This is a genomic window from Devosia soli (genome assembly GCF_000970455.1).
GTDB classification, from domain to species: domain Bacteria; phylum Pseudomonadota; class Alphaproteobacteria; order Rhizobiales; family Devosiaceae; genus Devosia; species Devosia soli.
The window spans coordinates 22,212-48,313 of record NZ_LAJG01000024.1; the positions used below are offsets into that span (position 1 = coordinate 22,212).

Consider the following 26,102-nt stretch of genomic DNA (forward strand, 5'->3'; position numbering starts at 1 on the left):
TTGAATTGAAGGTCGATGACCTCATTCCAGACACTCAGGGGAGAAGAGTCGGGCTATGGGCCGGGTCCGAGATTCGGTTGCCACCATCATGGCGAAGCCCGGCCATAGCGCCAAGTCTGGAATTTTGTTTATCCGTCGGGCTTTAGCGCGTCTCCCCTGCGAGATCGAGCCGCTCGACCGCGTGCGGAGACAGATTCAGCCGCACGCCGCGCGCTAGACTTTTGACCTGTTCGATCGAAGTAGCCGAGGCAATCGGCGCGCTGACGCCGGGTTGCGCGATTAGCCAGGCCAGCGCGATTTCCGAAGGCGCGGCTCCTGTTTCACCGGCTATGGCGTCGAGCGCGGCGAGGATTTTGAATCCCTTGTCGTTGAGATATTTTTCCGAACCGCCGCCACGCTGGGATTTGCCGAGGTCATCCTTGGACCGGTATTTGCCGGTCAGGAAGCCCGCTGCAAGGCTATAATAGGTGATGGCGCCGACCTCGTTTTCGAGAAGGAAGGGGCGCAGCGCCTCGAACTGCTCGCGATCGTAAAGATTATAGAGCGGCTGGGTCACCTCGTAGCGCGGCAGCGACTTGACTATGGCGGTATCTTGAGCCGCCTTCATCATCGCAGCATCGTAGTTCGAAGCGCCGATGACGCGCACTTTGCCCGCGCGGATCAGCACGTCATAGGCTTCCAGCGTTTCTTCGTGGGTGCAATCCTGCGCGGGCCAGTGACTGAAATAGAGGTCGATATAGTCCGTCTGCAGGCGCTTGAGGGAATCCTCGATGCCGGTCTTGATCGCCTCGGCCGAAAGCCCCTTCGGATCGCGGCCGGAATTGATTTTGGTAATGATGTGGACCTGCTCGCGATTGCCACGCGCCTTGAGCCACTTGCCGATGATGGTTTCACTCATCCCCGGCGGGTTGCCGGGCACCCAGTTCGGATAACCTTGTGCCGTATCGATAGCCGTGAAGCCTTCATCGACATAGGCATCGAGTATCTGAAATCCCAATTGCTCGTCCACCGTCCAACCGAAGACGTTTCCGCCAAGTACGAGCGGTTCGATGACGAGTTCACTGCGGCCGAGGGGACGACGGTTCATGGTTCTGCTCCAGCTCTTGCGGTGCCTCATCAACGCCTGAAACCGGATTTTGTTCGTCCTCGGGAACCCGCGGTGCGCACCAATAGAGCGCCTCGTCGATTGTCCGCATGGATCCGGAAAGGTCGATAAAGGCAAAAGGTGCGTACTCGTCCTCGCCATGGCGCAGATAAATGAAAGTGCCGTACCGGAGACGATCGAGCAGGAAGGCTGCATCATCGACAAATCGGGCGCCATAGGGCCCATCCGATGGCACGGCGAGGGCGGTTTTGTTTTCGCGATCGAGCGTCATCTGCCAGGCGCCCGCATCCCCGCTGAACCGGCTCGAATGAACATGAACGCCGATGGTGAAATCGTCCTCGCAGCGAACGGCCAGACAGGTAAAAACCTCCGGCGTTGCATCACGCGCGCACCCGAGCGCCGCACGATCGCCCTCCCCGGGCAGGGGCGAAAATTGCCAGCCGGGCACTTGCGCCATGGCCGGTTCAGATGAAAGAACAAGGGCGATCAGGCCCGCGGCTCGATAAGATCCCATTTGTTTCCATAAAGGTCTTCGAACACGGCGACCGAGCCATAGGCTTCGTGCCGCGGCGCCTCGATAAATCTAACGCCGTCTTCGACCATCCTGAGGTGGTCGCGCGCAAAATCGTCGGTTTCGAGAAAAAGCATGACCCGTCCGCCTGCCTGCCGGCCGACGGCCGCCCTTTGCTCTTCGCCATCGGCCTGAGCGAGCAGCAGGCGCGCGCCGCTTCCGCCCGGCGGCGCGACCAGCACCCACCGCTTGCCAGCCCCGAGCGGGATATCGGCGACAAGAGCAAAGCCGAGCTTGTCGCAATAAAAGCGGATGGCGTCGTCGTAGTCGGCGACCAGCAGCGAAATGGTGGCGATCTTCATTGTCATTTCGCTATCGACCACCGGCGCCACGAGACGGTCAAGCCCCGGCATGCGAGCCGAACGGATTTAAAACCTTCCGTCCAATCTTGTGGAAAGGCTTTTGCCCGTCACAAGATTGACCAAATGGTCAACTTGACCCATTGCGCTTCCTAAAAAACTAGGCTTTGGTGTCGCCCAAGCCTCCGGACGGGAACGCCGGAGAGCATGAATTACTTCGGGAGACAACAATCATGAAATTGATGAAAGCCCTGATGGCTGCGACTGCGATGGTGGCTTTGGCCGCCGGCGCCGCCCAGGCCAAGCAGCTGGTTTACTGCTCGGAAGCCTCGCCGGCTCACTTCGATCCGGGCCCGGTCACCGGCGGCAACGACTTCGACGCTTCCGCGCACACCATCTTCGAACGCCTGGTCGAGTTCGCTCCCGGCTCCACCGAAGTCATTCCTGCCCTTGCTGAAAGCTGGGAAATTTCGGAAGACGGCAAGGAATATACGTTCCATCTCCGTCCGGGCGTGAAATTCCACACCCAGCCCTACTTTACCCCCACGCGCGACCTCAACGCTGACGACGTGATCTTCTCGTTCGAGCGTCAGTGGAAGGACGACAATCCGTGGCATAACTACCTTGAAGGCATGACCTGGGATTACTTCCAGGGCATGGACATGCCTAAGTATCTCTCTTCGATCGAGAAGGTCGATGACCTGACCGTCAAGATCACCCTGACCGAACCGAATGCGCCGATGCTGGCAAACCTTGCCATGCAGTTCGCCTCGATCGTGTCGAAGGAATATGCAGACCAGCTCGAAGCCTCGGGTGATCTGGCTGCCTTCTCGACCCAGCCGATCGGCACAGGTCCGTTCCAGTTCGTCGATTATCAGCTCGACACTGTCATCCGCTATTCCGCTTTCCCCGACTACTGGGACGGCAAGCAGCCGATCGATGACCTGATCTTCGCCATCACCACCGATGCTTCGGTGCGCGCCCAGCGTCTTCTCGCTGGCGAATGCGATATCATGCCCTACCCGGCTCCGGCCGATCTCGAAGCCCTCAAGGCTGACGAGAACCTGACTGTGCAGGAGCAGGAAGGCCTCAATATCGGCTACATCTCCTACAACACCACCGAAGCGCCGTTCGACAATCCGGAGGTCCGCAAGGCCCTGACCATGGCGATCGACAAGGCCGCCATCATCGAAGCCGTCTACCAGGGCGCCGGCCAGGATGCGAAAAACCTGATCCCGCCGACCATGTGGTCCTATGACGATGCCATTCCGGCCGACGTCTACGATCCGGAAAAGGCTAAGGAGATGCTGGAAGCTGCCGGCGTCACCAACTTGACGACCGACCTCTGGGCGATCCCGGTCTCGCGTCCCTACAACCCGAACGGCCAGCGCGTTGCCGAACTGATCCAGGCTGACTGGGCCAAGGTCGGCGTCACCGCCAATATCGTGACCTACGAATGGACCGAATATCGCGAGCGCGGCAAGCAGGCCGATCGCAAGGGCCCGTTCATGATCGGCTGGACCGGCGACAATGGCGATCCGGACAACTTCTTCGCTACCCTCTTCTCCTGCTCGGCCATCGGCGTTTCGAACTATTCGAGCTGGTGCAATGACGACTTCGAAGCGGCGATCTCCGCTGCCAAGACGACGTCGGACCAGGCTGAACGTACCGAGCTCTACACCAAGGCCCAGGAAATCTTCAAAGCTGAAGAGCCTGCGATCACCCTGGCCCACAGCCGCGTGTTCATGCCGATGAAGAAGACCGTGCTCAACTATGTCATGAGCCCGCTCGGCAGCCACTCCTTCAAGGGCGTGGACGTCCAGGAGTAAAGGCCAGGCCTTTCTCACGATCAGGAGCCTCGGTCCGGCAGACGCCGGAGCGGGGCTCCGCCTTTTAAGAACAGGCGGGGTTGGATGGGCCGATAAACGGCCCACGGACGCGCCCCGCTCAACAGGAAACGGGACCGGCTGGTTCGCCGCATCGCGCGGCGGACGGGCACCCAGGGGCAGACCCTTACATGCTGAACTACGTGCTGCGCAGGATTGCGCTTCTCGTGCCGACCATTATCGGCATTTCCATCTGCGCTTTCGCTTTCGTCCGCGTCTTGCCGGGCGACCCAATCCTGGCCATGGCCGGGCAACATGGCGTGACGCCTGAACGCTACGAAATCCTGCGCGAGCAGTTCGGCTACAATCTGCCGATCTGGCAGCAATATTTCGATTATCTCTGGAGCGTCATGCAGGGCGATTTCGGCATCTCCCTTGCCACCAAGCGCCCCGTCATCAACGAATTCATGGCGCTCTTTCCGGCAACGATGGAGCTCGCATTCGTCGCCCTGCTCTTTTCGGTCATCATCGGCATCCCTGCCGGGATCTTTGCTGCCATCAAGCGCGGCTCGTGGTTCGATCAAGTAACCATGGGCGTGGCGCTGACCGGCTACTCCATGCCCATCTTCTGGTGGGGCCTCCTCCTCATTATTTTCTTTTCCGGCTATCTCGGATGGACGCCGGTTTCGGGCCGCATCGCCCTGACCTTCTTCCTCCGGCCGATTACCGGCTTCATGCTGATCGACACCCTGCTCTACGGCAATTGGCCGGCCTTCGTTTCGGCGCTGCGCCACCTTATTCTGCCGGCCATCGTCCTCGGCACCATTCCCTTGGCCGTCATCGCGCGCCAAACGCGTTCGGCCATGCTCGAAGTGCTGGGCGAAGACTATGTCCGAACGGCACGCGCCAAGGGCATGTCGCCCAATCGCGTCATCAACGTTCATGCCCTGCGCAATGCGCTGATCCCGGTCGTCACGACGATCGGTCTTCAGGTCGGGCTGCTGCTCGGCGGCGCGATCCTGACCGAAACCATCTTCACTTGGCCTGGCATCGGCAAGTGGATGATCGATTCAATCTCCAAGCGCGACTATGTCGTCGTGCAGTCGGGGCTCCTGATCATCGCCCTCATCGTCATGGCGGTGAATCTCATCGTCGATCTTCTTTACGCGCTGATCAATCCGCGCATCCGGGTGCAGTAATATGGCCGCAACCAATCAGACCACCGGCACGACCGCACCCGTCTCGGGCCTGCGCGAATTCTGGTATTATTTCTCCGTCAACCGCGGGGCCGTCATCGGCCTCACGGTCTTTACCATCCTCGTCTTCGTCGCCATTTTCGCTCCCCTGATCGCGCCGCATCTGCCGGACGTCCAGTATCGCGATGCCCTCCTCAAGCCCCCGATCTGGGATGCGAACGGGGATCCGCGCTTCATCCTCGGCACTGATCCGGTGGGCCGCGACATTCTCTCCCGCCTCATCCACGGCGCGCGCTATTCGCTCTTCATCGGCTTCTTCGTCGTCGTCGGCGCGCTCATCGTCGGCGTCTTCCTCGGTGTGCTTGCCGGCTATTTCCGCGGTTGGGTCGATGCGCTGATCATGCGCATCATGGACGTCATCCTCGCTTTTCCGCCCCTGCTGCTGGCGCTGGTGCTGGTCGCCATTCTCGGACCGGGCCTATTTAACGCGATGATCGCCATTGCGCTCGTCTTGCAGCCGCACTTTGCCCGCCTCGTCCGCGCCGCGGTCATGGCCGAGAAGAACCGTGAATATGTCACTGCCGCAAAACTCTCGGGTGCGGGACACTTCCGGCTGATGATGATCACCATCCTGCCCAACTGCCTCGGGCCGCTGATCGTCCAGGCGACGCTGAGCTTTTCCAATGCCATTCTCGAAGCCGCAGCGCTCGGCTTTCTCGGCATGGGTGCGCAGCCACCGACGCCGGAATGGGGCACCATGCTCGCCACGGCCCGCGAGTTCATCCTCAAGGCGCCATGGGTTGTCACCTTCCCCGGCCTTGCCATCCTGATCACGGTTCTCGCGATCAATCTGATCGGCGACGGCCTGCGCGACGCGCTCGACCCCAAGCTCAAGCGGAGCTGAGACCGATGCCTCTTCTCGAAATCAAGAATCTCACCGTTGCCTTCGATACCTCTGTCGGCCTCTTCAAGGCCGTCGATGGCATCGACGTCAGTGTCGACGAGCGCGAAGTGCTGGCGATCGTCGGCGAGAGCGGCTCGGGCAAATCCGTGGCCATGCTCGCGACCATGGGCCTGCTTCCCTCGACGGCGACCGTCACGGCCGATGTCATGCGCTTTAATGGCCGCGACCTTTTGATGATGTCGGACGGCGAGAAGCGCAAGATCATCGGCAAGGATATTGCCATGATCTTTCAGGAGCCGATCGCGAGCCTTAATCCGTGCTTCACCGTCGGCTTCCAGATCGGGGAAGTGCTCGAAAAGCATCTTGGCCTCCGCGGCCGCGCAGCGCGGGACCGCTCGATCGAACTGCTCCAGCAGGTCGGCATCCGCGACGCTGCAGACAAGCTCAAGGCTTTTCCCCATCAGATGTCCGGCGGCCAATCGCAGCGCGTCATGATCGCCATGGCCATCGCCTGCAATCCCAAGCTTCTGATCGCCGACGAGCCGACCACCGCGCTCGACGTGACCATCCAGAAGCAAATCCTCGATCTTCTGGTCACGCTCCAGGAAAAGACCGGCATGGGCCTGATCATGATCACCCACGACATGGGCGTCGTGGCTGAAACCGCTGACCGCGTCATCGTGCAATACAAGGGGAAGAAGATGGAGGAAGCCGATGTGCTCTCCCTCTTCGAAAATCCGCAGTCCAACTATACGCGCGCCCTGCTTTCGGCCCTGCCCGAAAATGCCACGAGCGATCGCCTGCCGACGGTGTCCGACATGCTCTTCACCGCCGCGCCGGGAGTTTCGTGATGACCACACCCGTCCTCGAAGTCCGCAATCTCAAGCGCGACTACGTCACCGCCGGCGGCTTCCTGCGCCCGGCCAAGGTCCTCCATGCCGTCAAGGGCGTGAGTTTCACCCTCGAAAAGGGCAAGACGCTTGCCGTCGTCGGTGAAAGCGGCTGCGGCAAGTCCACCCTGGCGCGGATGATCACCCTGATCGACGAACCGACCGCCGGCGAAATCCTGATCGACGGCATTCCGGCCAGTGCGGCCCATGTCACCAAGGAACTTCGCCAGAAGGTACAAATCGTTTTTCAGAACCCCTATGGTTCGCTCAATCCTCGCCAAAAGATCGGCGATGTGCTCGCCGAACCCCTCCTTCTCAACACCGACATGTCCGCCAGTGATCGGCGCGACAAGGCCATGGCCATGCTGACCAAGGTCGGCCTCCAGCCCGAGCACTTCAATCGCTACCCGCACATGTTCTCAGGCGGCCAGCGCCAACGCATCGCCATTGCCCGCGCTCTGATGCTCAATCCGAGTTTTCTCGTCCTCGACGAACCAGTTTCCGCGCTCGACCTTTCGGTGCAGGCGCAGATCCTGAACCTTCTCAAAGACCTGCAGGACGAGTTCGGGCTCACCTATGTCTTCATAAGCCACGACCTTTCGGTCGTGCGCTACATCGCCGATGAAGTCATGGTTATGTACTTTGGCGACGTCGTCGAGCACGGCAGCCGGGACGCGGTTTTTACCAACCCGCAGCACGACTACACCAAGACTCTTTTTGCCGCGACGCCCAAGGCCGATGTCGAACACATCCGCGCCCGCATCGCCGCCAAAAAGGCCGCCACAATTCGCGCATAATTTGCTACGCGGCCGGAGCCAAGCGCTCCGGCCGGCGTTGTGCGTCTATGCCAACCCGCATCGAAGAACTTCGCAGCAAACAGCGTGACCGGGGCCGCCGCGCGACGACGCCGCTGGCGATTCCACGGCGCGGCTGGAAAGACATCATCTATCGGCTGTTTATCGGCTTTAATGCCAATCGCATCCTGCTGACGGCAGCCGGCGTCACCTACTTCCTGCTGTTCGCGCTTGTTCCGTCGCTCAGTCTTTTCGTCTCGAGCTATGGGCTTCTCAACGACCCTGTCGGCGTCGTCGATCAGCTTGCGCTCCTTGATGGCGTTGTACCGGCGGGCGGTCTCGACATCATCCGTGAGCAACTGGTCCGCCTCACGAGCCAGGACACGAGTTCGCTCAGCATCGCCGTTGTGGTGTCTCTCGCAGTCGCCCTCTGGGGTGCCAGCGCCGGGGTCAAGGCGCTGTTCGATGCGATGAACGTCGTTTATGGCGAACAGGAAAAGCGCAGCTTCATTCGCCTTAATCTTCTGGCGCTCGGGTTTGTGCTCGCGGCCTTGGTCATGCTCGTGCTCATGCTGACCGTTGTGCTTGTCATGCCCGTGCTGCTCGAATATCTCGCCTTCGGCTCGTTCGAGTGGCTCGTGCGCGTCGGCGCCTATTCGATCATGATGGTCATGCTGCTGATCGCGCTCTCGGCGATCTATCGCTGGGGCCCCAGCCGCGCCCTTGCCCGCTGGCGCTGGGTTACGCCGGGATGCATCTTTGCCGCCATCGGCATCATGATCATGTCAGCGGGCTTTTCGTGGTATGCCGCGAACTTTTCCAATTACAACGCCACCTACGGCTCGCTCGGCGCCTTGATCGGCTTTCTCACCTGGATCTGGCTATCGGTCACCATCGTCATCTTGGGCGGTGCGCTCAATTCCGAGCTCGAACACCAGACGACGGTCGATTCGACGACCGGCGAACCCGCTCCGATGGGCCAGCGCGGCGCCTTCGTGGCCGATACCGTGGGCGATCGCTGGCCCGCGCATGGCGGAGAAAGCGTCAAAGGCTGATCCGCTCGCCTTCCCGTGACGAGGCGATCAGCGCGTCGATCAGGCGATGGACGGCCAGCGCCGAACGGCCGGTCGATACCGGTTGGCGCCCGGTTTCGAGGGCATCGACAAAGTCGGCGATCTGAGCCATGTGCCAGTCAAACGGAAAGGCCATCGGGTCCGCCCCGCCGCCGCTATTGCTGGCCTCGCCGACCTGCTCGTGCCGTCCATCGAACCAGCGCAAATCCAGATTGCCGCCCGCCAGGGTCGCGCTCGCCTTTTCGAAATTGAGCGTCAGCGTCTCCGCGCCACCGGGAAAGTTCGCCGTCGTCGCCATGAGCGCGCCGACCGCACCGTTTGCAAATTCGAGCCCGCCGGCAACGAAATCCTCGGTCTCCATGCTGTGAAAGCCAGTCGTTGCCGCGAGCGCCGTCACCGCCTTGACCAGACCCGTAAGGCTCAGCATCAGGTCGAGCGTATGGATCGCCTGAGTGATCAGCACGCCGCCCCCATCCTGCGCGAACGTTCCGCGTCCGGGCTTATTGTAATAGCCCTCCTGCGGACGCCACCACGGCACGACAAGATGCGCCGCAAAAAGCCGGCCCAGCTCGCAGCTCCGCACCTTTTCCTCTAGCGCCTTCGATGCCGCCCGAAACCGGTGCTGGAAGATAATGCCGAGCGTGACGCCGGCAGTTTCGCAAATCTCGACGATGCGTTCCGCCGCTTGCGTCGTGCGCTCCACCGGCTTCTCCATCAACACATGCTTTCCAGCGGCCGCAGCCGCCGCAACCAAAGGTTCGCGTGCATTGGGTGGCGTCAGGATGAGAATGGCGCGGATGGCCGGATCGGCCAGCATGGCCTCAAAACTCTCTGCGGCCGGAAAACCGTATTCTGCGCAGAACGCTTTGAGCGCAACGGCATCCCGGCGCCAGACGCCGCGCACCGCGATTCGGTCGGACAGCGCTTGCAGCGCCAGGGCATGCGGCTTCGCAGCCATCCCTGCACCCACTACCCCAATACCGAATTTGTCTTCCTGCGCCATGCCCGCCCTGCCATACAAGATCGTCTTAGGCAGGGTTTAGCCAATTTTTGGGGGCTTGTCGCTGGCTTAACTCGCGTGCCGCCAAGCCTGGCTTTGCAGCAGGCGTTCGAGGCTCTCGCGATCCATGGGCCGCGCAAAGGCATAGCCCTGGAGAATGTCGCAGCCGAGATCACGCAGGATTTTTGCATGCTCCATGGTCTCGACGCCTTCGGCGACGATTTCGATATCCATGGACTTGCCGATGTCGACGATCGAAGCAACCAGCCGGCGCTGCGCCGCTTCCTTGATAATCGGATCGACGAGCTGGCGGTCGATCTTTAGCCGCCGCGGCCGGAGCTTCTGCAGCGATACGATCGAGGCATAGCCGGTGCCGAAATCATCGATCTCGATATCGATGCCCAGCGATTTGATCTGGTCGATGTTCCAGCCCACTATCCCGTCGCTCTCGTCGAGATAGATCGATTCGACGAGTTCGAAAGCGATCCGGTCGGGCGGAATGTCGAGGTCCTTGAGCGAAGCAAGAAGGCCTTCGTCGTGGAGACGGCGCTGGGAGACGTTGACCGAAGCGCGCGGCACGCGCAGCCCCATGGCGTCCCACCTCTCGAGATCGGCAATCGCCTGCTTGAGGATGATTTGGTCGATAGTGGGAACGACGCTGAGTTCTTCGGCGATTGCCATGAAGACGTCAGGTCCACGCAGGCCGAGCGTCGGGTGTTTCCAGCGGGCCAATGCTTCGACGCCGACGACGTCATGGGTCCGGGCATCGAACTGGGGTTGATAGAAGGCAAGGAAGTCGCCACGATCAAGGCTCGTCAGCACATCGTCGGCAATGCGCTTGGTGTTGATCACTTCTGCCTGGAGCGCCGCCGAGAAGAATTCGTGGCGATTGCGACCGCGGTCCTTGGCGCGATAGAGCGCGATATCGGCATTGATCAGCAGCTGCTTGACGTCGATCTCGGGAACCATGGCGGTCGCGATTCCGACGCTGACGCCAAAGCGGCATTCATGGCCTTCAAAGAGCACCGGCTTGCGCATGGCGTCGACGATCCGGCCGGCAAGCCGCGCCAGGGCCTCTTCGGCTTCGTTATTGTCTGAAAGAACGACGAACTCGTCCCCGCCGATGCGGGCGACAAAATCGGTCTCGCGGCAGTTTTCGCGCAGAATCCGGCTTGCATGCACCAGCATGGCATCACCCGCAGCGTGACCGAGCGTATCGTTGATCTGCTTGAAGCGATCAAGATCGATATGCAAAAGCGCGATCGTGCCCGATTGCAGATAGCCGGCGTCGATGCACTTGCGCAGTTTTTCGTCGAGATAGCGCCGGTTAGGAAGCCCGGTAAGGCTGTCGTGAAGCGCGTTGTGTTCGATACTGACGCGTGCCGCTTCCAGTTCGGCATTGCGCGCTTCGGTCAGAGCCTTGGCGCGCTTGAGGTCTTCGTTGAGCGCAACGTCGCCGGTAATGTCCCAGTTAACGCCCATGACTCGATCCGGCTCGCCTTCGGCCGAATAGAGTACAGCAATTGACCGGATATGCCGGATGATGCCATCGAGCAGGAGGACGCGATAATCGGATTCGTAGCGCCCGCGCGCGATGGAATCCCGGAATTCGCGCTCGGCGCGCGCCTGGTCGTCCGGATGCACGACCTTTTGCCAATGATCGTGCGTGCGTTCGGAGCCATCTGGCGCCATGCCATAGATTTCGTTGGTGCGGCTGTCCCACACCTCTTCGCCGGTCTCGAGGTTGAGTTCCCAAAGGCCGACCTTGGAGGTTTCGAGCGCCAGGTTGAGACGCCGCGTTTGCTGGGTCAGGGCCGCCTCGCGGTGGCGGAGCTGGGCAATGTAGTCGTGCCGCTGGCTGATCATCCGGCCAGCGATCAGAAAGGGCAGGAGGATAAGGCAGGCGGCAAGCACGATGCCGACGCGCAGCAGCCATTGGGTGTTCTGCCCCGCCATCCACCCTGCCTTGGGAACGGCCGCGATCTGCCAGCTTCCCGTGGGCAAGGTAACGCTTGCGAGCACCGGCTGCCGGCCGGCAAGGCTTTCGCCATAAAAAAGCTTGCCATGGCCGCCGCGGCTATCGTGGCCGGTGATGGAAATGTCGAGATCGGACACGAAGTCGTCGTAGAGCCCGCTATCGCGATACAGCCGTTCGACGTCGATCACCGCGGAAACGACACCCCAGAATTTCTTCCAGCCGTCGGTTTCGGTATAGACCGGAAAGCGTCCGACAAAACCCCGGCCGCCCTGCACGAGATCGACCGGCCCCGCCAGCACCATCTTGCCGGTGAAGAGCACCTGTTGCACGGCGTCCCATTGCCCGGGCGTCTTGCGATAATCGAGCCCGATGACCTTCTCGTTCCCCGCAAGCGGATAGGTCATGCGAATGGTAAGGTCAGGCGCCGCCGCGACGGAGCGCAACTGGCTGTCTTCCTCGAACAGATTGCCGACGAGCGCATCGAAACGCGCCTGGTCCATGTCCGGCTCGGTCGAGATGACGGCAACGAGCCCGCGCACCAATTGAACATTGCTCGCGACATGGCCCTCGAGCTTGGCGCGGATTACGGAAATCCGGTTTTGGACTTCGGTGCGAACGCGCTCCTGGTTGATGGTTTCGGCCTGGTGGTCGAAGATCAGCCCGCCGGTGATGACAAGGGCACAGGCCAAAAGCGCCGGTACGAAGCTCGTCCAGCGCCAATCCCTGCTTTTCTGCCGTCTGCTCGTGTCGCCCATGGCCCCAACATGCCGCCAGGCGGGCGCATTTCGGCCCGCATTGGCACTCTAGGCGCGGCCACTTGCCGAGTTGCTTACGAAAAAGCGCAATTCACCAAATGGGTAAACAGGCGGCAAACAGATCAATCGGCCTTTAGAGTTCTGCTCAGCCCCGGCGAAGCACGAGCTCGCGTCCCATCCCACCCGGGGGAATAGACAGGGCAATCGTGATAGTCGCCGCGTCTTTCACTTGTTGCGCCCGCTCGGCCCATTCGACGAGAACGATCGCCTCGGGATTATCGAGCAACCCCAGTTCGTCCGCCTCCGCCGCATCTCCCAAACGGTAGAGATCGGCATGAAGCACGAGGCCGCGCGGCGTGTCGTATGGCTGGATCAGCGAGAAAGTGGGCGATGGAACCTCAAGACCTGGATCCCCCGCCAGCGCCCGGATCGTCGCGCGGGCCAGTGCCGATTTGCCGGCACCGAGTTCACCTTCAAGGCTGACGATGTCGCCAGGCTTCAGCAGGGCAGCGAGTTCCTGGCCGAAGCCGATCGTCGCGGCGTCGTCGGCGAGAAACCGCTTCATTACTCGGCAACGCCCGCGAGCGCGCTATCGCGCGGCAGGTTGACGATGATGCGGCTGCCGCGTGGCTCGCGCTGTTCCGCCGAGATCGTGCCCCCATGGAGGTTGACGAAGGTGCGCACGATAGAAAGGCCAAGCCCGGCTCCACGTAGGCGGCCGCCGGAACTGGGCGTATCGAGGCGGGTCAGGATGGCCGAGCGCAATTCGTCGGTCAGGCCCGGGCCTTCGTCTTCGATGATGAACAGCATGCGGTCGGCCCGATGCGAGACCGACAGCCTGATCTCGCCACCCGGCGGGGAGAAGCGTGCAGCGTTGGAGAGAAGGTTATAGAGCACCTGCACGATGCGCGTGCCGTCGGCGATGAATTCGGGCAGGTCCGGATCGATATCGACCGCGAGATTGATCGCGTCACCCGACACCTCGGGGAAGGTCGCCGAAAGACCGGCCCTGGCCTTGTCGATCAGCTGGCTGACATTGAGCAGTTCGGGATTGAGCTCGGCAATGCCGGCATCGACCGAGGCGAGATCGAGGATATTGTCGATCAGCACGCCCAGCGTGACGGAGGAGGCGCGGATATATTCGATATAGTCGCGCTGCCGCTCGTTGAGCGTATCGCCTTCGGTGCCCGCCAGCAGGTCGGCAAAGCCGATGATATTGGTCAGTGGGCTGCGCAGTTCATAGGAGACGTTTTCGACGAAGGCGTCCTTGAGCCGGTCGGCGGTGACGAGCGCATCGTTGCGTTCCTTGAGCACCTTGGAATAGCTCGCGCTCTCGGTGACATCGAGGAAGGTCATCATCGTCTGCCCGTCGGGCAGGCGGGTCGTTGCATAGTCGAGAAGCCGCCCATCGGCACGTTCGATGCGGCCCGACTGGTCGGTGCGCGTCGGGTTGAGATCGATGATGCTACGCTTGAGATCGCGCCAGATCTTGCCGCCATCGCTGATTGCCTGGCTCGATGCTTCGGCGATCTGGTCGATATGCGGATTGGCGCCGAGCGTATTCATCGGCAGCTTCCAGAGGGCCGACAGCCGCGGATTGGAGAGCGCAAGGCGGCCATTGGTGCCGAACACCGCCACCGCTTCGGAGAGCGCGTTGATCGTTTCGCGCTGCACATTGGTCATGGCCTTGTTGGCCGATTCCAGTTCGAGCCGCTCGGTGAGGTCCTCAAACACATAGATCACTCCGCCCTGCGTTCCGGCGGGCGCGGTGATGACCTTGATTGTGCGCCCGTCCGGCAGATGCCAGGGCTCGGCCTCGAACGGGGCCTTTCGCGTGTAGCTCTCAAGGTGCTTGGAGCGCCAGGTGTGATAGTCCACCTGGTTGGGCAACATGCCTTCGGTGCGCAGCTTGTCGAGAATTGCGCGTTCGTCGAGCCCGGGCGTCAGGAATTTTGGATCAAGGTTCCAAAGCGCGGCATAGGCGGCATTGAACTGCAAAAGCTCGCGGCGCGCATTGAAGATGGCAATCGGGGTCGCCAGGGTATCGATGATACCCGAAATATGGGTCAAACTCGGCTCGGCGTTCTCGCTCGATGCCGTGTCGCTGGCGGCGAGCTTGCTGAGATAGCCCGCGCGCCCCGTGCTCACCGGCACTTCGATCATTTCGTATTCGCCCGCTTTGCCAAGCGCAAAGCGGTGGCTCGTCGGCTCGCCAGCATTGCGGCAATCTGCAAGATGAGCCTGCAACTGGCTCGGATCGAGGACTTCGGCCGGGGATTCGGGGTTAACCGGTTTGCCAAGCGTTTTGCACAGGTCGAGATAGGCGGCGTTGGCAAAGACCAGACGGTCAGAGGCATCACGGAGGAAAGCGGGTTTTCCCAAGGTTCGCAGGACGGCGATAATGCTCGCCTTGTCGCTTGCATGCGCCACGGCGCCGCTCAGCACATCGGGCTGGGCATAGGCAGGGCGCAGGCGCAGCGCCGCCCCGCCACCGGCCAGCCAGCCGTTTGCCCGCACGAGGCGCCCGTCGAGCGCAGTAACGCTTGCCGAGAACGACCGCCCCTCGAGCCGCAGCTTTTCGACGAGCGTTGCCAGCCGGTCGGCTTCCCCGCCGCCAAGCCAGGTGTTGAAATTGAGGACGCTTTGCGGCTGGCGCCCGGCCGGCAACACTGCCGCGGCCTGGCCCAGAAAGCGCGGCGGCATATTGGGCTGTTCGGGCCAGACAATGGTCAGCTCGCGGCTGCCGCCGATGAGATTTTCGTAGTCGTCGACAAGCGCCCGGAGACCAGCCACCTGTTCATTGGCCTTGCGCTGGGCTTCGCGCCCTTCGCGCAAGAGCCGGCGGAGAAGCGTGACTGCGACAAGGGCGAAGCCACCCGCGCCGACGGCGACAGCCAAAGGCACGATGCCGCCAAGGCTCGCCATGGACGAGGTCTGCGCAAAGGCGGGGACTGCCATCATCAGTGTGAGCGGAGCCGCGGCCAAGCCTGCGAATCCCCAATGCTTCCGGAGCCGATCCGGCGCCATAGATAGCCCTCGCTTCTCGATTTTCGTTGCAAGTCCGGCCTTGGCCGGTACGCGTGCACTGAAACAGGCGCCTAACGCGAAACCCCATGCGGGATTTCAGATGCCCCGAGACGGTAAGTGTCCCCCGACAACCGAATCGCCTCAACATACCGAGGCGGGGATGGCGGAAAAAGAGTCTTCATGGCTGTGCTTTGCGGGCAAACAGCGAAGGAACCGCTTGACCGAGAACGAACTAGAAACACCGCAGTGCACACGCGTGCGAGCGTTTTGCGTCCGGGCGGGGGTAGCCCGCCCGGAGCTGAAGGATCAGAATTCGGACCAGTCATCCTTGAGCGCGGCATTGCCGTGGCTCAAGTATGCTGCCGCAGCCTGGCGTGTCTTGGCCTGAACGGGCCTCGTCGCAGCCGTGCGCATGGGCGCAGCCGGTTTGCCGATCGATCCGCCCTCGAGGGTGAACACATCGACAATGCGATCGAGTTCGGTTGCCTGCGTTTCGGTCTGCTCGATGGCGGCATTGACCTCCTCGACGAGGGCAGCATTGTGCTGGGTCATCTCGTCCATCTGGCGGACGGCGGTATTGACCTCGTCGATGGCCGACGCCTGTTCGCGGCTTGCCTTGGCGATGTCGTCGAGCAGCATGGTGTTGGAGCGCACCGCTTCCATCATCGCGGCAAGCTTGCTGGCCGCGTCGGCCACGAGGCGCGACCCGGTGCCCACTTCGACCGCACTTTGCTCGATCAGGGCCTTGACGTCTGCAGAGGCCGTTGCTGCCGATTGCGCCAGACGGCGCACTTCGACGGCGACCACGGCAAAGCCCTTGCCGGCTTCGCCGGCGCGCGCCGCTTCCACTGATGCATTGAGCGCAAGCAGATTGGTCTGGAAGGCGATGTCGTCGATCATGCCGATGATGTTGGAAATCTTGGACGACGACTGGGTGATCCGCTCCATCGCGGCATTGGCCTCATCCATGACGCCGGCGCCTTCTTCGGCCGAGCGCGAGACGAGACCCGCCTTCTGGCTTGCATCGAGCGCCTTCTTGGCGTTTTCGGTCACGGTCTGGGCCAGTTGCTCCATCGTTGCCGAGGTTTCCTCGATGGTTGCCGCCTGGCGCGTCGTGCGCTCGGAAAGGTCGTTCGCACCCGAAAGGATTTCGCCCGTCGCCGATTTCAGCGTCCCGGACGTGCCCCGCAATTGGCCGACGATATCGGTGAGCTTGTCAGCCACCGCATTGATGTCGGTCTTGAGCTTGCCGAAGGCGCCATGGTGGTCGCCGGTCATGCGACAGGTCAGATCGGTATTGGCAAGAGCGCTGAGCACCGTGGCGGTTTCGGTCACGCCCTTGTCGACACTTGCCACAAGCTCGTTGACCGAGGTGGCAAGGCCATTGAGTTCGGCATCGGGGAAAGTCGCCGGAACGCGCTTGGAAAAATCGCCTTCGATCGCCGAATCGACGACATCGCCGAACGCACTCTGGAGTTCGACCATCATGTCACGGCGTGCTTCCTGGTCGCTGATGATGCGGGCGGCTTCAGCTTCCGTCATCTGCGAGACTTTCAGGCCATTTTCCCGGAACACTTCCACCGAACGCGCCATGGCGCCGATTTCGTCGGTCCGGTTGGTGCCGCCGACGACGATGTCGTAACGGCCATCGGCCAGGTCGACCATCTGGCGGTTGAGCAGGTTGATCGGCTTGGTGATGGATCGGCCGATTAGCCAGCCGACGAGGCTGAGAAGAACGATGACGGCGGCAGCGATCGAGGCGATGACCGTGGTATTGGACCAGAAGATGGCGTCGATGTCGGTCTGCAGCACGCCGGTGCCCACGGCCCAGCTCCAAGGCGCAAAATTCTGCACATAGGTGAGCTTGTCGACTTCGGCATTTTCTCCGCGCGCAAAGCCGAAAGTCGTAAAGATCGAGCCCTGGAGACGCGCGCCGTCGGTATATTCCTCGATGAAACGCTTGCCGCGCGAATCGGTCCGGTCGCGCATGTTGGTGTTGACGACGTCCGGATTGGTGTTGACCAGCATCACATAGTCATGGCTGACGATAAAGACGTAGTCGTCTCCGCCATAGCGGATCGAGCCGATCACGCGCTTGGCTTCGGCCTGGGCAGCCTCAAGGCTCATCTCGCCGCTGACGACGCGTTTGTTGTAGTCATCGAGCACGCTGACAGCCGACCCGACGACGCTTTCGATCTCCGCCTTTTTCAGGGCAATGAGATTGGCATGCATGTTTTGCAGCTGAAATGCCGCGAGCGCGATAAAGCCAACCGCGAAAAGGACCAGCAGCATCGACATGCGTCGCGAGATGCTGCCGGTTATCAAATTGAGCATTTTAAAATCCACTATGATGCAAGAGCTTGGACGTGGCCTGACACGGCCAGACCAGGAAATGCCAGTGGACCGGTCGGATGACCGCTCATCTTGCTTCCTGCCCCCGCAGTTCGAACCCGGAGGCAGCTTGGCGGCAACATAGTTAAAATAGATTCAAGAGCCTGCGCCTAAAACACTCACCGCAAACGAAAAAGCCCGGCTGGTGCCGGGCTTTTGGAAAGCAGCTGAGAAAAACTCAGTAACGGTATTCGTTCGACTTGAACGGGCCGTTCTCGCTGACGCCGATATAGTCGGCCTGCGTCTTGGTCAGCTTCGTCAGCTTCGCGCCAAGCTTGGCAAGGTGCAGTTCGGCGACCTTCTCGTCGAGATGCTTGGGCAGGACATGCACCTTCTTTTCGAGCTTTTCGCCATTGGTCCAGAGTTCGATCTGGGCGAGCGTCTGGTTCGAGAAGGATGCCGACATGACAAAGCTCGGGTGACCCGTCGCATTGCCAAGGTTCACGAGGCGACCTTCGGAGAGAAGGATCAGGCGCTTGCCGTTTGGCTGTTCGATCAGGTCGACCTGCGGCTTGACGTTGGTCCACTTGAAGTTGCGCAGGCCCAGCACGTCGATCTCGTTGTCGAAGTGACCGATATTGCAGACGATGGCCATGTCCTTGAGGTTGCGCATGTCATCGACCATCAGCACGTCGCGGTTGCCGGTGGCAGTTACGACGATGTCGGCGCGGTGCGCGGCGTCCTCGAGGGTAACGACTTCAAAGCCCTCCATGGCGGCCTGTAGGGCGCAGATCGGGTCGACTTCGGTGACGAGCACGCGAGCGCCGGCGCCGCGCAGCGATTCAGCCGAACCCTTGCCCACGTCGCCATAGCCGCAGACGATCGCGACCTTGCCCGCCAGCATAACGTCGGTGCCGCGGCGAATGGCGTCGACCAGGGATTCGCGGGTGCCGTACTTGTTGTCGAACTTGGACTTGGTGACCGAGTCATTGACGTTGATGGCCGGGAACGGCAGCTCGCCCTTGGCATGGAGCTGGTAAAGTCGCATCACGCCCGTCGTCGTCTCTTCCGAAACGCCGCGGATGGCGTCGCGGATCTTGCTGAAGAAGCCCGGGCTCTTGGCCAGACGGCGCTTGATGGTGGCAAAGAAGATTTCCTCTTCCTCGTTGCCGGGCTTGTCCAGAATGGAGATGTCCTTTTCGGCCTTGGCGCCGGTCAGGATATACATGGTGGCATCGCCGCCATCGTCGAGGATCATGTTCGGGGTCGACCCCGGCCAGTCCATCATGCGGTCGGTAAAGTCCCAATATTCTTCGAGCGTCTCGCCCTTATGGGCAAAGACCGGAATGCCGGCGGCGGCAATGGCGGCAGCGGCATGATCCTGGGTCGAAAAGATATTGCACGAGACCCAGCGCACTTCGGCGCCGAGCGCCACGAGCGTTTCGATGAGGACGGCGGTCTGCACCGTCATGTGCAGCGACCCGGCGATACGGGCACCGCGTAGCGGCTGGGCAGCGGCGTATTCCTCGCGGATCGCCATCAGGCCGGGCATTTCGATCTCGGCGATCTGCAGTTCCTTGCGGCCGAAATCGGCCAGGGAAATGTCCTTGACCGCGTAATCGCTGGCTGGACTGGTCATGTTCGGTCTCCGGAAGGATATCTTCTGTCGCCTTCCTATAGCAGACCGCGCCGCTCGTTCAACCGGGGATATAAAGAAAGGTTTATATCACCTTGTCGGCCGGTAGATGACGCGGCGCTTTCGGAAGGGCATCGAAAAGACCTTGAAGAGCGCGGAAAGACTGAGAAAGCCAAGCAGAAAGCCCGCTCCGGCATAAAGTATGCCCTCGATCGTCACGGGAACGGCAGGCTTGTAATTTTCGAGCGTGCGGCGGCCGATATCGCTATCGAGATAGGCCGGCAGGTTCTTGAAGCGCTCCACCATGTCCGCCCCGGAAATGCGCGTCAGCGTTTCGCTCAGTTCCTCGTAGCGCTGGAAAGTCCGCTGCATGCTCCGGCCGCGGTCGGAAAGGAACGTGTCGCTGGAAGCCTCGTAGCGATCGAGCGCACCGGCGCGGTCGAGCCCTGACTGGTCCGCGGCCCGGTCGAAGTCCTCGGTGATGACGCGCAATTCGTCTACCGCACCGCCAAGGCGCTGGGTATATTGCTGCGCATATTCAGGAAACTGGCTCAGCATCACTGCCAAGCCCACACCGCCGACGCCGGCCAGCATGCGACGCATGGTCTGCCTCTTGTTTGCCGCAACGTCATCAAGGTGCCACGTGCAGCCGTCCCCGGCAATGGCACCTATTCGGCCGGGACGATCCGGCGCCTGTTGCGGCTGACCGGGCGGTGTGCCGTCTTGATCCAGTGAAACGGCCGCGTCGTCAGGTCATAAAGCGCCTGCAGCGTCGCGACGGCTATGGCCAGCCAATAAAACGGCAGCAGCACCTGGCCTACGAGAAGATGCAACTGCCCCGTGCGAGAGAGGCCCAAAAACTTTGCAATGAGCGCCACGCCATAGCCGAAGGCAAAGACGGTGAGGCAGGTGAACGACCAGAGATCGGCGTGAAGCGCAATCTGGCCCTGGGTCAGCAGGATCAGGAAGGTGAAGAAAAAGCCCGAATGGAGGAGCGGCGCCAGGATCATGCCGATAACGACGATCTCGAAGATCAGAAAGCGCCACCAGCCAAGGTCGTGAAAGAGCTGGCCGGGGTGACGATTGTGCACGAGAATGGTCTGCATCCACCCCTTCATCCAGCGCCGGCGCTGCCCGAGCCAGACCTGAAAACGCTCTGGCGCATCTTCGTGGGTCACCATGCTCGATGTGCCGCAACCGAGGCCACGGCGGGCAAGCCGCACGCCGAGATCAGCATCCTCGGTGACGTTATAGGCGTCCCAGCCGCCGATGCCGCGAAGGCTCTCGAGGCGGAAATGGTTGGAGGTGCCGCCAAGGGGCACGAAGACGCCCCAACGCGCCAGGGCCGGCAGGAATACCGAAAAGAGCGCGGCATATTCGCCGGCGAAAAGGGCCGGCAGCATGCCCTTGTCGCCGTTGGCGATGACCAATCGCGCCTGGATGCAATGAAGATGTGGCGCCTTGCGGAAGTGGCTGACGAGATTGCGAAGCTGCTCGGGCTCTGGATGATCCTCCGCGTCGAAGACGACAACGAACTCGCCCCGGCAGAACGGCAGGGCAAAGTCGAGCGCCTTGGGCTTGGTCAGCGGCATCGCATGGGGCACTTCGATCAGCGAAAAGCGGACATTGCCGAGATGCTGGCGAACCGCTTCGACCGTTCGCGGCGAGCGCTGTTCGACGACGAAGATGATGTCGAGCCGGTGCGCTGGATAGTCGAGCCGGCTCAAATTGGCGCAGAGCTGGTCGACCATTTCGGCTTCATCGCGCAGCGGCACGAGCACTGAATAGATCGGCAGGTCGAGATCGTCGGCGCGCGGCTCGGGCGGCATTTCCCGCAGCGGCATCAACAGCGCCGCGAGCCGCACGAGCGCCGGCAGGAGCATGAACACCGCCCAGATCGGCATCAGCCAGCCTGGCGAGAGATAGGGCATCACCAGAAGTGTCAGTACCAGGGCCAAGAGGCTCGCCGCGAAGATCATGCGCGGCCAGAAGGTCAGTTCAAGGCTTGCTGCCGCGCGCGGCCAATGCCGGGCGAGGGTCTGGCGCGCGGAATCGACGAGGTCGACGCTTGCGACATGAGCCAGATATTGCCGCATGGCCGCCGGCGGCACGATGCAGACCCGCTGCATCAGGCCCGGTTCGCGCTCGCGCAGCGCCTGAAGCTGCATCAGGCCTTTGAAGTCCGGCGCGGTATAGGCGATGTCGCGGTCGATGGTCTGGACGCGCACCATATGGATGTCGGCAAGCGCATCGAGCCGCAGCGGCGCGCTATCTTCGCTTGCTGCCGGGATGACGTCGAAAAAGGCAAAGCCGATATGGGCAGCGGCCCGCCGATAGGCCGTGTCGACCCCGATATGCAGTGAGAGCGCCAGATAGAGCAGCGGATCGACCTCGGTCAGCATCGCTTCTTCGAGATAGCGCTGCGCCTCGCCTGGATCGCCATCCGGACCGATGATTGCCGCCATGAGAGACAGTGTGCGTCGCATGGCGGTTCCGGCGGTTACGATTGGGGGGATGCCCGGCCGTGCACAGGCAGAACCGGGATGAGCCGCTGGCTCATCCCAGAGGCCCGCCGCACATGTTCGGGCACAGACGCAAAACGGATCAAAGCGAAGCGGGCAGTGGCCGTGCCCATTCCACCGCGCGCCGTTCGACGCCGTTCAAGTCCTGCCGGGTGTATCGGCGGGAAAGAGGAGATCGGCGCGGGAACGGCGCGGCCTCTGGCCAAAACCGTCCCCGCAAAGAAAAGGGCTGCAGACGCGGGTGCGCACCTCCGGCTCACGCGTCGATCTGGAAAAGCGGCACAGCGCTTCCGATCGGCCCCAAGCGACGAGCCGGAGGGGTTAGCTCCATGCACGGGCCCGCTATAGTCTGTCTGCAGCAAGTTCCTCGGATCGGCCTTATGGCCGGTTGAATTCTGTGGGCTCGTCGATGTCGAATGGCCAGGCGATGCGCCGAACGCTTGCACGATCCACACTTGCCCACCAGCCCCTCAGCCCTTGGCCCAAGTTTCTGGCACGCGAGGTGAAAAGCCGAAATCGGGAAATTTCCCAATAGCCTCGGCAGCAAAAAGCAGAAACTGGATGCGGCAGCCATACTCCGCAAAGCCCTGACAGCGCAGAAAATCTTTGCCGCGTGCGGAAGGCGCCGGTCCTTCGACCGGCGCCTCTGCCTTAATGCTTGGCGTGGAACTGATGCGGATTGAAGCGATAGGCGGTCGAACAGAATTCGCACACCACTTCGATTTCGCCATCCACCGACATGTCCTCGCGTTCTTCGTCGGTAAAGCTGTTGGCGAGCATTTCTTCGATCCGGTCGGCCGAACAGGTGCACCGCTCCTCGATCGGCAGGCCGGGAAACACACGCACGCCGGTTTCGTGGTAGAGCCGGAACAAGAGCCGTTCGGGCGACAGTTCGGGATCGGCCAGTTCGACGTCGGCGACGGTCGCGAGCATCGACCGCGCCTCGGTCCAGCCATCGGCTTCGACGAAGTCGGGGTCCTGCATCGAGGGATTGTTGAAATCCCCGTCGCCGGGCAAGTCGGCCATGCGCGACATGCCGTTCTGCGGCAGATGCTGGATCAGCATCCCGCCGGCGCGCCAGCGCGGACGATGGTCGCCCTTGGTCGACATCTGCGCCACGGCGAGCCGGACCTGGGTCGGGATCTGTTCGGACTGCAGGAAATAGGTATGCGCCACGTCCTCGAGCCCATTACCATCAAGCGCGACGATGCCTTGATAGCGCTCGGTATGCGGCCCCTGGTCGATGGTCATGGCCATATGGCCCTTGCCGAGCATTTCGGCAGGGCTGGTTTTTCCCGCTTCTGCCCATTTGACCACCATGTCGTGGTCGAAGCGCGCATAGCCGCGGATGCCATCGGGGGCTTCGAAATCGACGACGATCAGGTTGACCGGACCATCGGTCTGGGTCTGCATGATGAAGCGGCCCTCGAACTTGAGCGACGAGCCGATCAGCGCAGTCAGAACCACGGCCTCGCCCAGAAGCCGGGCGACGGGCGCAGGATAGTTGTGCCGGCTGAGAATGGCGTCGAGCGAGGGGCCCAGATGAACGATGCGGCCGCGCGTATCGAGCTTTTCAAGGGTAAAGGGCACCACGGCATCGTCGCCGGTTTCGGGGCGATCAAGGCCCATGGCGGAAAGGTAGCTGTCGGTCATGGTCGTCGGTTCCGTGGTCATTGGCTTTACTTTATCACGGCCAAGCCCTTGGGGCGAAACGCAACACCGTCATTCCTGCCGGAGCGGGAACCCTCGGTTCAAAACAGAGGCCCCCGCTTTCGCGGGGGATGACATGGTGGCTTGCTCGAAACGAGGCGCGATACGGTTCGCGCCTAGTTCGTTTCGACCCCGAAGGCCCAGCACAAAATTGCTTTCTGAGCATGAAGGCGATTTTCGGCCTCGTCGAACACCACCGATTGGGGACCGTCGATCACCTCGTCGGTCACCTCGTCGCCGCGATGGGCAGGAAGGCAGTGCATGAACAGGGCGTCCTTGTTCGCCAAGCCCATCAAATTGGTGTTCACCTGATAGGGTTTCAAGACCCGGCGGCGCTCGGCGGCATCGACGTCGCCCATCGAAACCCAGGTATCGGTGATGACGAGATCGACGCCTTCCACCGCCTCACGCGGATCCTCGATGAGTCTGACGTATTTGCCGGCCCGGGTAATGTCCTGCATCAGGTCTTTTTCGGGAGAATATTCGTCCGGCACGGCAATGGTCAGCTCGCATTCGAAGAGTTCGGCAGCGTTGACCCAGGAGTGCAGCACATTGTTGCTGTCACCCACCCAGGCGACCTTGGCGCCCTTGATCGAACCGCGATGCTCTTCAAAGGTCATGAGATCGGCCATGATCTGGCACGGATGCGCCCGGCGCGTCAGCCCGTTGATGACGGGCACCGTCGCGCCTTCGGCGAGTTCAAGCAGATCGGCATGGCTGAGGATGCGGATCATTATGGCATCGACATAGCGGCTCATCACCTTGGCCGTATCGGCCAGCGTTTCCTCGCGCGAGAGCTGCATTTCCTGGCCGGAAAGCATGATCGTCTCGCCGCCAAGCTGGCGCATGCCGACGTCGAAAGAGACGCGCGTGCGGGTCGACTGGCGCTCGAAGATCATCGCCAGCACCTTGTCTTTAAGGAGAAGGGGCCGATCGCCATCCTTGAGGCGGGCTTTTAGCGCGCTCGCCTGGTTGAGCATGCCGCGCAGTTCGGCATAGGAAAAATCGTCGATCGAGAGAAAATGCCTGGGGGTACCGGTCGTGGACATGGGCCGGGTTCCTTTTTGACGCAATATGAAATGGGAGCGGCCGCAACCGCAGGTGTGCACTCTGCCCTCTCAGGCGGGCGGCCGGAAGCGAATTAAGCTTCAGGCCGCTGCGCGCTCAGCGGGGCGGAGGGAACAAGCCGCTTCGGCGGCGCCCGAAATGATAAAACGTCAGCATCGCCTTCTAGCTCGCAGCTGCCGGCGTTGCCGCTTCGGCGTCGATCGCCTCAAAGGCGGCCGAAATCTTGGCGATGGCTTCTTCGATATCGGCTTCCGTGACGATCAGCGGCGGCAGGAGACGCAGCACGTTGTCGCCGGCGCTCATCGCCAGAAGCTGATGATCATCGCGGAGCCGCGTGACCATGTCGCGGACAGGGGTCGCTATCTTGATGCCGGTAAGCAGACCCTTGCCGCGCAATTCGAGAATGTGGTCCGGATATTTCTGCGCCAGTTGCTGGAGGTGCCAGGTCAGGCGCTGGCCCATTTCATTGACGCGGTTCAAGAAGCCGGGCGCGAGGATGCGGTCGAGCACGGCATTGCCAACGGCAGTTGCCAGCGGATTGCCGCCATAGGTAGAGCCGTGCGTACCCGGGACCATAGAGGCTGCAACCTCGCCCTTTGCAAGGCAGGCGCCAAGCGGAAAGCCGCCGCCAATGGCCTTGGCGACCGCCACGATATCGGGCGTGATCCCGCTCCACTCATAGGCAAAGAAACGCCCGGTGCGGCCAAAGCCGCACTGCACTTCGTCCAGAATGAGCAGCATGTCGTGTTCGTCGCAAAGGGCGCGGAGCCCTTGCATGAACTCGCTCGACATGGCGGTTACCCCGCCCTCGCCCTGCACGGGCTCGATGAGAATGGCGCAGGTCTCGGGCGTGATCAGCGCCTTGACGCTCTCGAGATCGCCGGGCTTGGCATGCTTGAAGCCAGGCGCGGCAGGGCCGAAACCCTGCAGATAATCCGGGTTGCCGCCGGCTGCGATCGTGCCGAGCGTCCGGCCATGGAAGGAGCCGGTGAAGGCGATGATCTCGAAGCGATTTTCCTGGCCCTTGGCCCAGAAATAGTGCCGCGCGGTCTTGATCGCGCATTCGAGCGCTTCGGCGCCGGAATTGGTGAAGAACACGGCATCCGCAAAGGTGGCTTCGACAAGCCGCTGGCCAAGCCGTTCCTGCTCGGGAATGGTAAAGGTATTGGCCGTGTGCCAGACCTTATCGGCGGCCGCCTTGAGCGCCGTCACCAGATGCGGGTCGCCATGACCCAGCGCATTCACCGCCACGCCCGAGTGGAAATCGAGATATTCTCGCCCATGCTGGTCAAAAAGGCGCATGCCTTCGCCGCGCTCGAAGGAGAGTTCGGAACGGGCGTAGGTGCCATAGAGCGCAGACATGGAAGGCTCACCTTTCGGGCTAGCTGAACGAGGCTGGAAGCGTGGCAAACCTGCC

Annotated in this window: 20 protein-coding genes; 6 read left to right on the top strand and 14 right to left on the bottom strand. The window is 61.7% G+C overall.

Annotation, left to right across the window (positions count from 1 at the left end; all coding sequences use genetic code 11):
- Positions 1-142: 142 nt before the first annotated feature.
- Genes VW35_RS13700 through VW35_RS13710 form a run of 3 tightly spaced genes read right to left on the bottom strand, consistent with a single transcriptional unit; the run spans position 143 to position 1,984 of the window.
- Entirely contained in the window at positions 143-1,087 is a 945-nt protein-coding gene (locus VW35_RS13700; protein ID WP_046143650.1) for an aldo/keto reductase, read from the bottom strand.
- Entirely contained in the window at positions 1,059-1,619 is a 561-nt protein-coding gene (locus tag VW35_RS13705) for a hypothetical protein (protein ID WP_046143651.1), read from the bottom strand. The genes VW35_RS13700 and VW35_RS13705 overlap by 29 nt, the downstream gene beginning before the upstream one ends.
- A complete protein-coding gene (locus VW35_RS13710) occupies positions 1,592-1,984 on the bottom strand; it encodes a VOC family protein (RefSeq protein ID WP_046143805.1) in 393 nt (130 codons plus the stop codon). Before VW35_RS13710 ends, VW35_RS13705 begins: the two co-directional genes overlap by 28 nt.
- A 224-nt stretch (positions 1,985-2,208) precedes the next feature.
- On the opposite strand from VW35_RS13710, the gene VW35_RS13715 reads away from it, so the two are divergent.
- The 6 genes from VW35_RS13715 to VW35_RS13740 all read left to right on the top strand — a co-directional run bounded on the left by VW35_RS13715 (position 2,209) and on the right by VW35_RS13740 (position 8,640).
- Entirely contained in the window at positions 2,209-3,804 is a 1,596-nt protein-coding gene (locus VW35_RS13715) for an ABC transporter substrate-binding protein (protein ID WP_046143652.1), read from the top strand.
- A 188-nt stretch (positions 3,805-3,992) separates the two neighbouring features.
- A complete protein-coding gene (locus VW35_RS13720; protein ID WP_046143653.1) occupies positions 3,993-5,000 on the top strand; it encodes an ABC transporter permease subunit in 1,008 nt (335 codons plus the stop codon).
- Position 5,001: 1 nt separating this feature from the next.
- On the top strand, positions 5,002-5,901 hold the full coding sequence (locus tag VW35_RS13725; protein WP_046143654.1) for an ABC transporter permease subunit: 900 nt from the start codon (positions 5,002-5,004) through the stop codon (positions 5,899-5,901).
- A gap of 5 nt (positions 5,902-5,906) precedes the next feature.
- Entirely contained in the window at positions 5,907-6,752 is an 846-nt protein-coding gene (locus VW35_RS13730) for an ABC transporter ATP-binding protein (protein WP_052951731.1), read from the top strand.
- Positions 6,752-7,588 carry an ABC transporter ATP-binding protein gene (locus VW35_RS13735; RefSeq protein WP_046143655.1) on the top strand — a complete coding sequence of 279 codons (837 nt, stop codon included), beginning with the start codon at positions 6,752-6,754 and terminating at the stop codon, positions 7,586-7,588. The genes VW35_RS13730 and VW35_RS13735 overlap by 1 nt, the downstream gene beginning before the upstream one ends.
- 47 nt (positions 7,589-7,635) lie before the next feature.
- A complete protein-coding gene (locus tag VW35_RS13740; RefSeq protein WP_052951732.1) occupies positions 7,636-8,640 on the top strand; it encodes a YihY/virulence factor BrkB family protein in 1,005 nt (334 codons plus the stop codon).
- Here the strand turns inward: VW35_RS13740 and VW35_RS13745 are convergent.
- From VW35_RS13745 to VW35_RS13795, 11 genes are all read right to left on the bottom strand, one after another.
- On the bottom strand, positions 8,630-9,661 hold the full coding sequence (locus VW35_RS13745; RefSeq protein ID WP_046143656.1) for a Gfo/Idh/MocA family protein: 1,032 nt from the start codon (positions 9,659-9,661) through the stop codon (positions 8,630-8,632). The two genes, VW35_RS13740 and VW35_RS13745, sit on opposite strands and share 11 nt — an antisense overlap.
- A gap of 66 nt (positions 9,662-9,727) precedes the next feature.
- Positions 9,728-12,391, bottom strand: coding sequence for a bifunctional diguanylate cyclase/phosphodiesterase (locus VW35_RS13750; protein ID WP_083982790.1), 2,664 nt, complete (start codon positions 12,389-12,391; stop codon positions 9,728-9,730).
- Positions 12,392-12,536: 145 nt separating this feature from the next.
- Complete coding sequence (tsaE, locus tag VW35_RS13755; protein ID WP_046143657.1) at positions 12,537-12,956, bottom strand: tRNA (adenosine(37)-N6)-threonylcarbamoyltransferase complex ATPase subunit type 1 TsaE; 420 nt, start codon at positions 12,954-12,956, stop codon at positions 12,537-12,539.
- Positions 12,956-15,376 (bottom strand): sensor histidine kinase, encoded by a 2,421-nt coding sequence (locus tag VW35_RS13760; RefSeq protein ID WP_161796911.1) that lies wholly within the window; start codon positions 15,374-15,376, stop codon positions 12,956-12,958. Before VW35_RS13760 ends, tsaE begins: the two co-directional genes overlap by 1 nt.
- A 348-nt stretch (positions 15,377-15,724) precedes the next feature.
- A complete protein-coding gene (locus VW35_RS13765) occupies positions 15,725-17,752 on the bottom strand; it encodes a methyl-accepting chemotaxis protein (protein ID WP_052951734.1) in 2,028 nt (675 codons plus the stop codon).
- Between the two features lie 235 nt (positions 17,753-17,987).
- Entirely contained in the window at positions 17,988-19,388 is a 1,401-nt protein-coding gene (gene ahcY / locus VW35_RS13770; protein ID WP_046143658.1) for an adenosylhomocysteinase, read from the bottom strand.
- An 87-nt stretch (positions 19,389-19,475) separates the two neighbouring features.
- Positions 19,476-19,988, bottom strand: coding sequence for a DUF2937 family protein (locus tag VW35_RS13775; protein WP_046143659.1), 513 nt, complete (start codon positions 19,986-19,988; stop codon positions 19,476-19,478).
- Positions 19,989-20,053: 65 nt separating this feature from the next.
- Positions 20,054-21,871, bottom strand: a complete 1,818-nt coding sequence (locus tag VW35_RS13780) for a glycosyltransferase family 2 protein (RefSeq protein WP_083982793.1) — start codon at positions 21,869-21,871, stop codon at positions 20,054-20,056.
- A gap of 687 nt (positions 21,872-22,558) precedes the next feature.
- Entirely contained in the window at positions 22,559-23,560 is a 1,002-nt protein-coding gene (locus VW35_RS13785; protein ID WP_083982821.1) for an Hsp33 family molecular chaperone, read from the bottom strand.
- A 173-nt stretch (positions 23,561-23,733) separates the two neighbouring features.
- A complete protein-coding gene (gene argF / locus VW35_RS13790) occupies positions 23,734-24,666 on the bottom strand; it encodes an ornithine carbamoyltransferase (protein ID WP_046143660.1) in 933 nt (310 codons plus the stop codon).
- A gap of 181 nt (positions 24,667-24,847) precedes the next feature.
- Positions 24,848-26,047 (bottom strand): aspartate aminotransferase family protein, encoded by a 1,200-nt coding sequence (locus VW35_RS13795; protein ID WP_046143661.1) that lies wholly within the window; start codon positions 26,045-26,047, stop codon positions 24,848-24,850.
- Positions 26,048-26,102 lie beyond the last annotated feature (55 nt).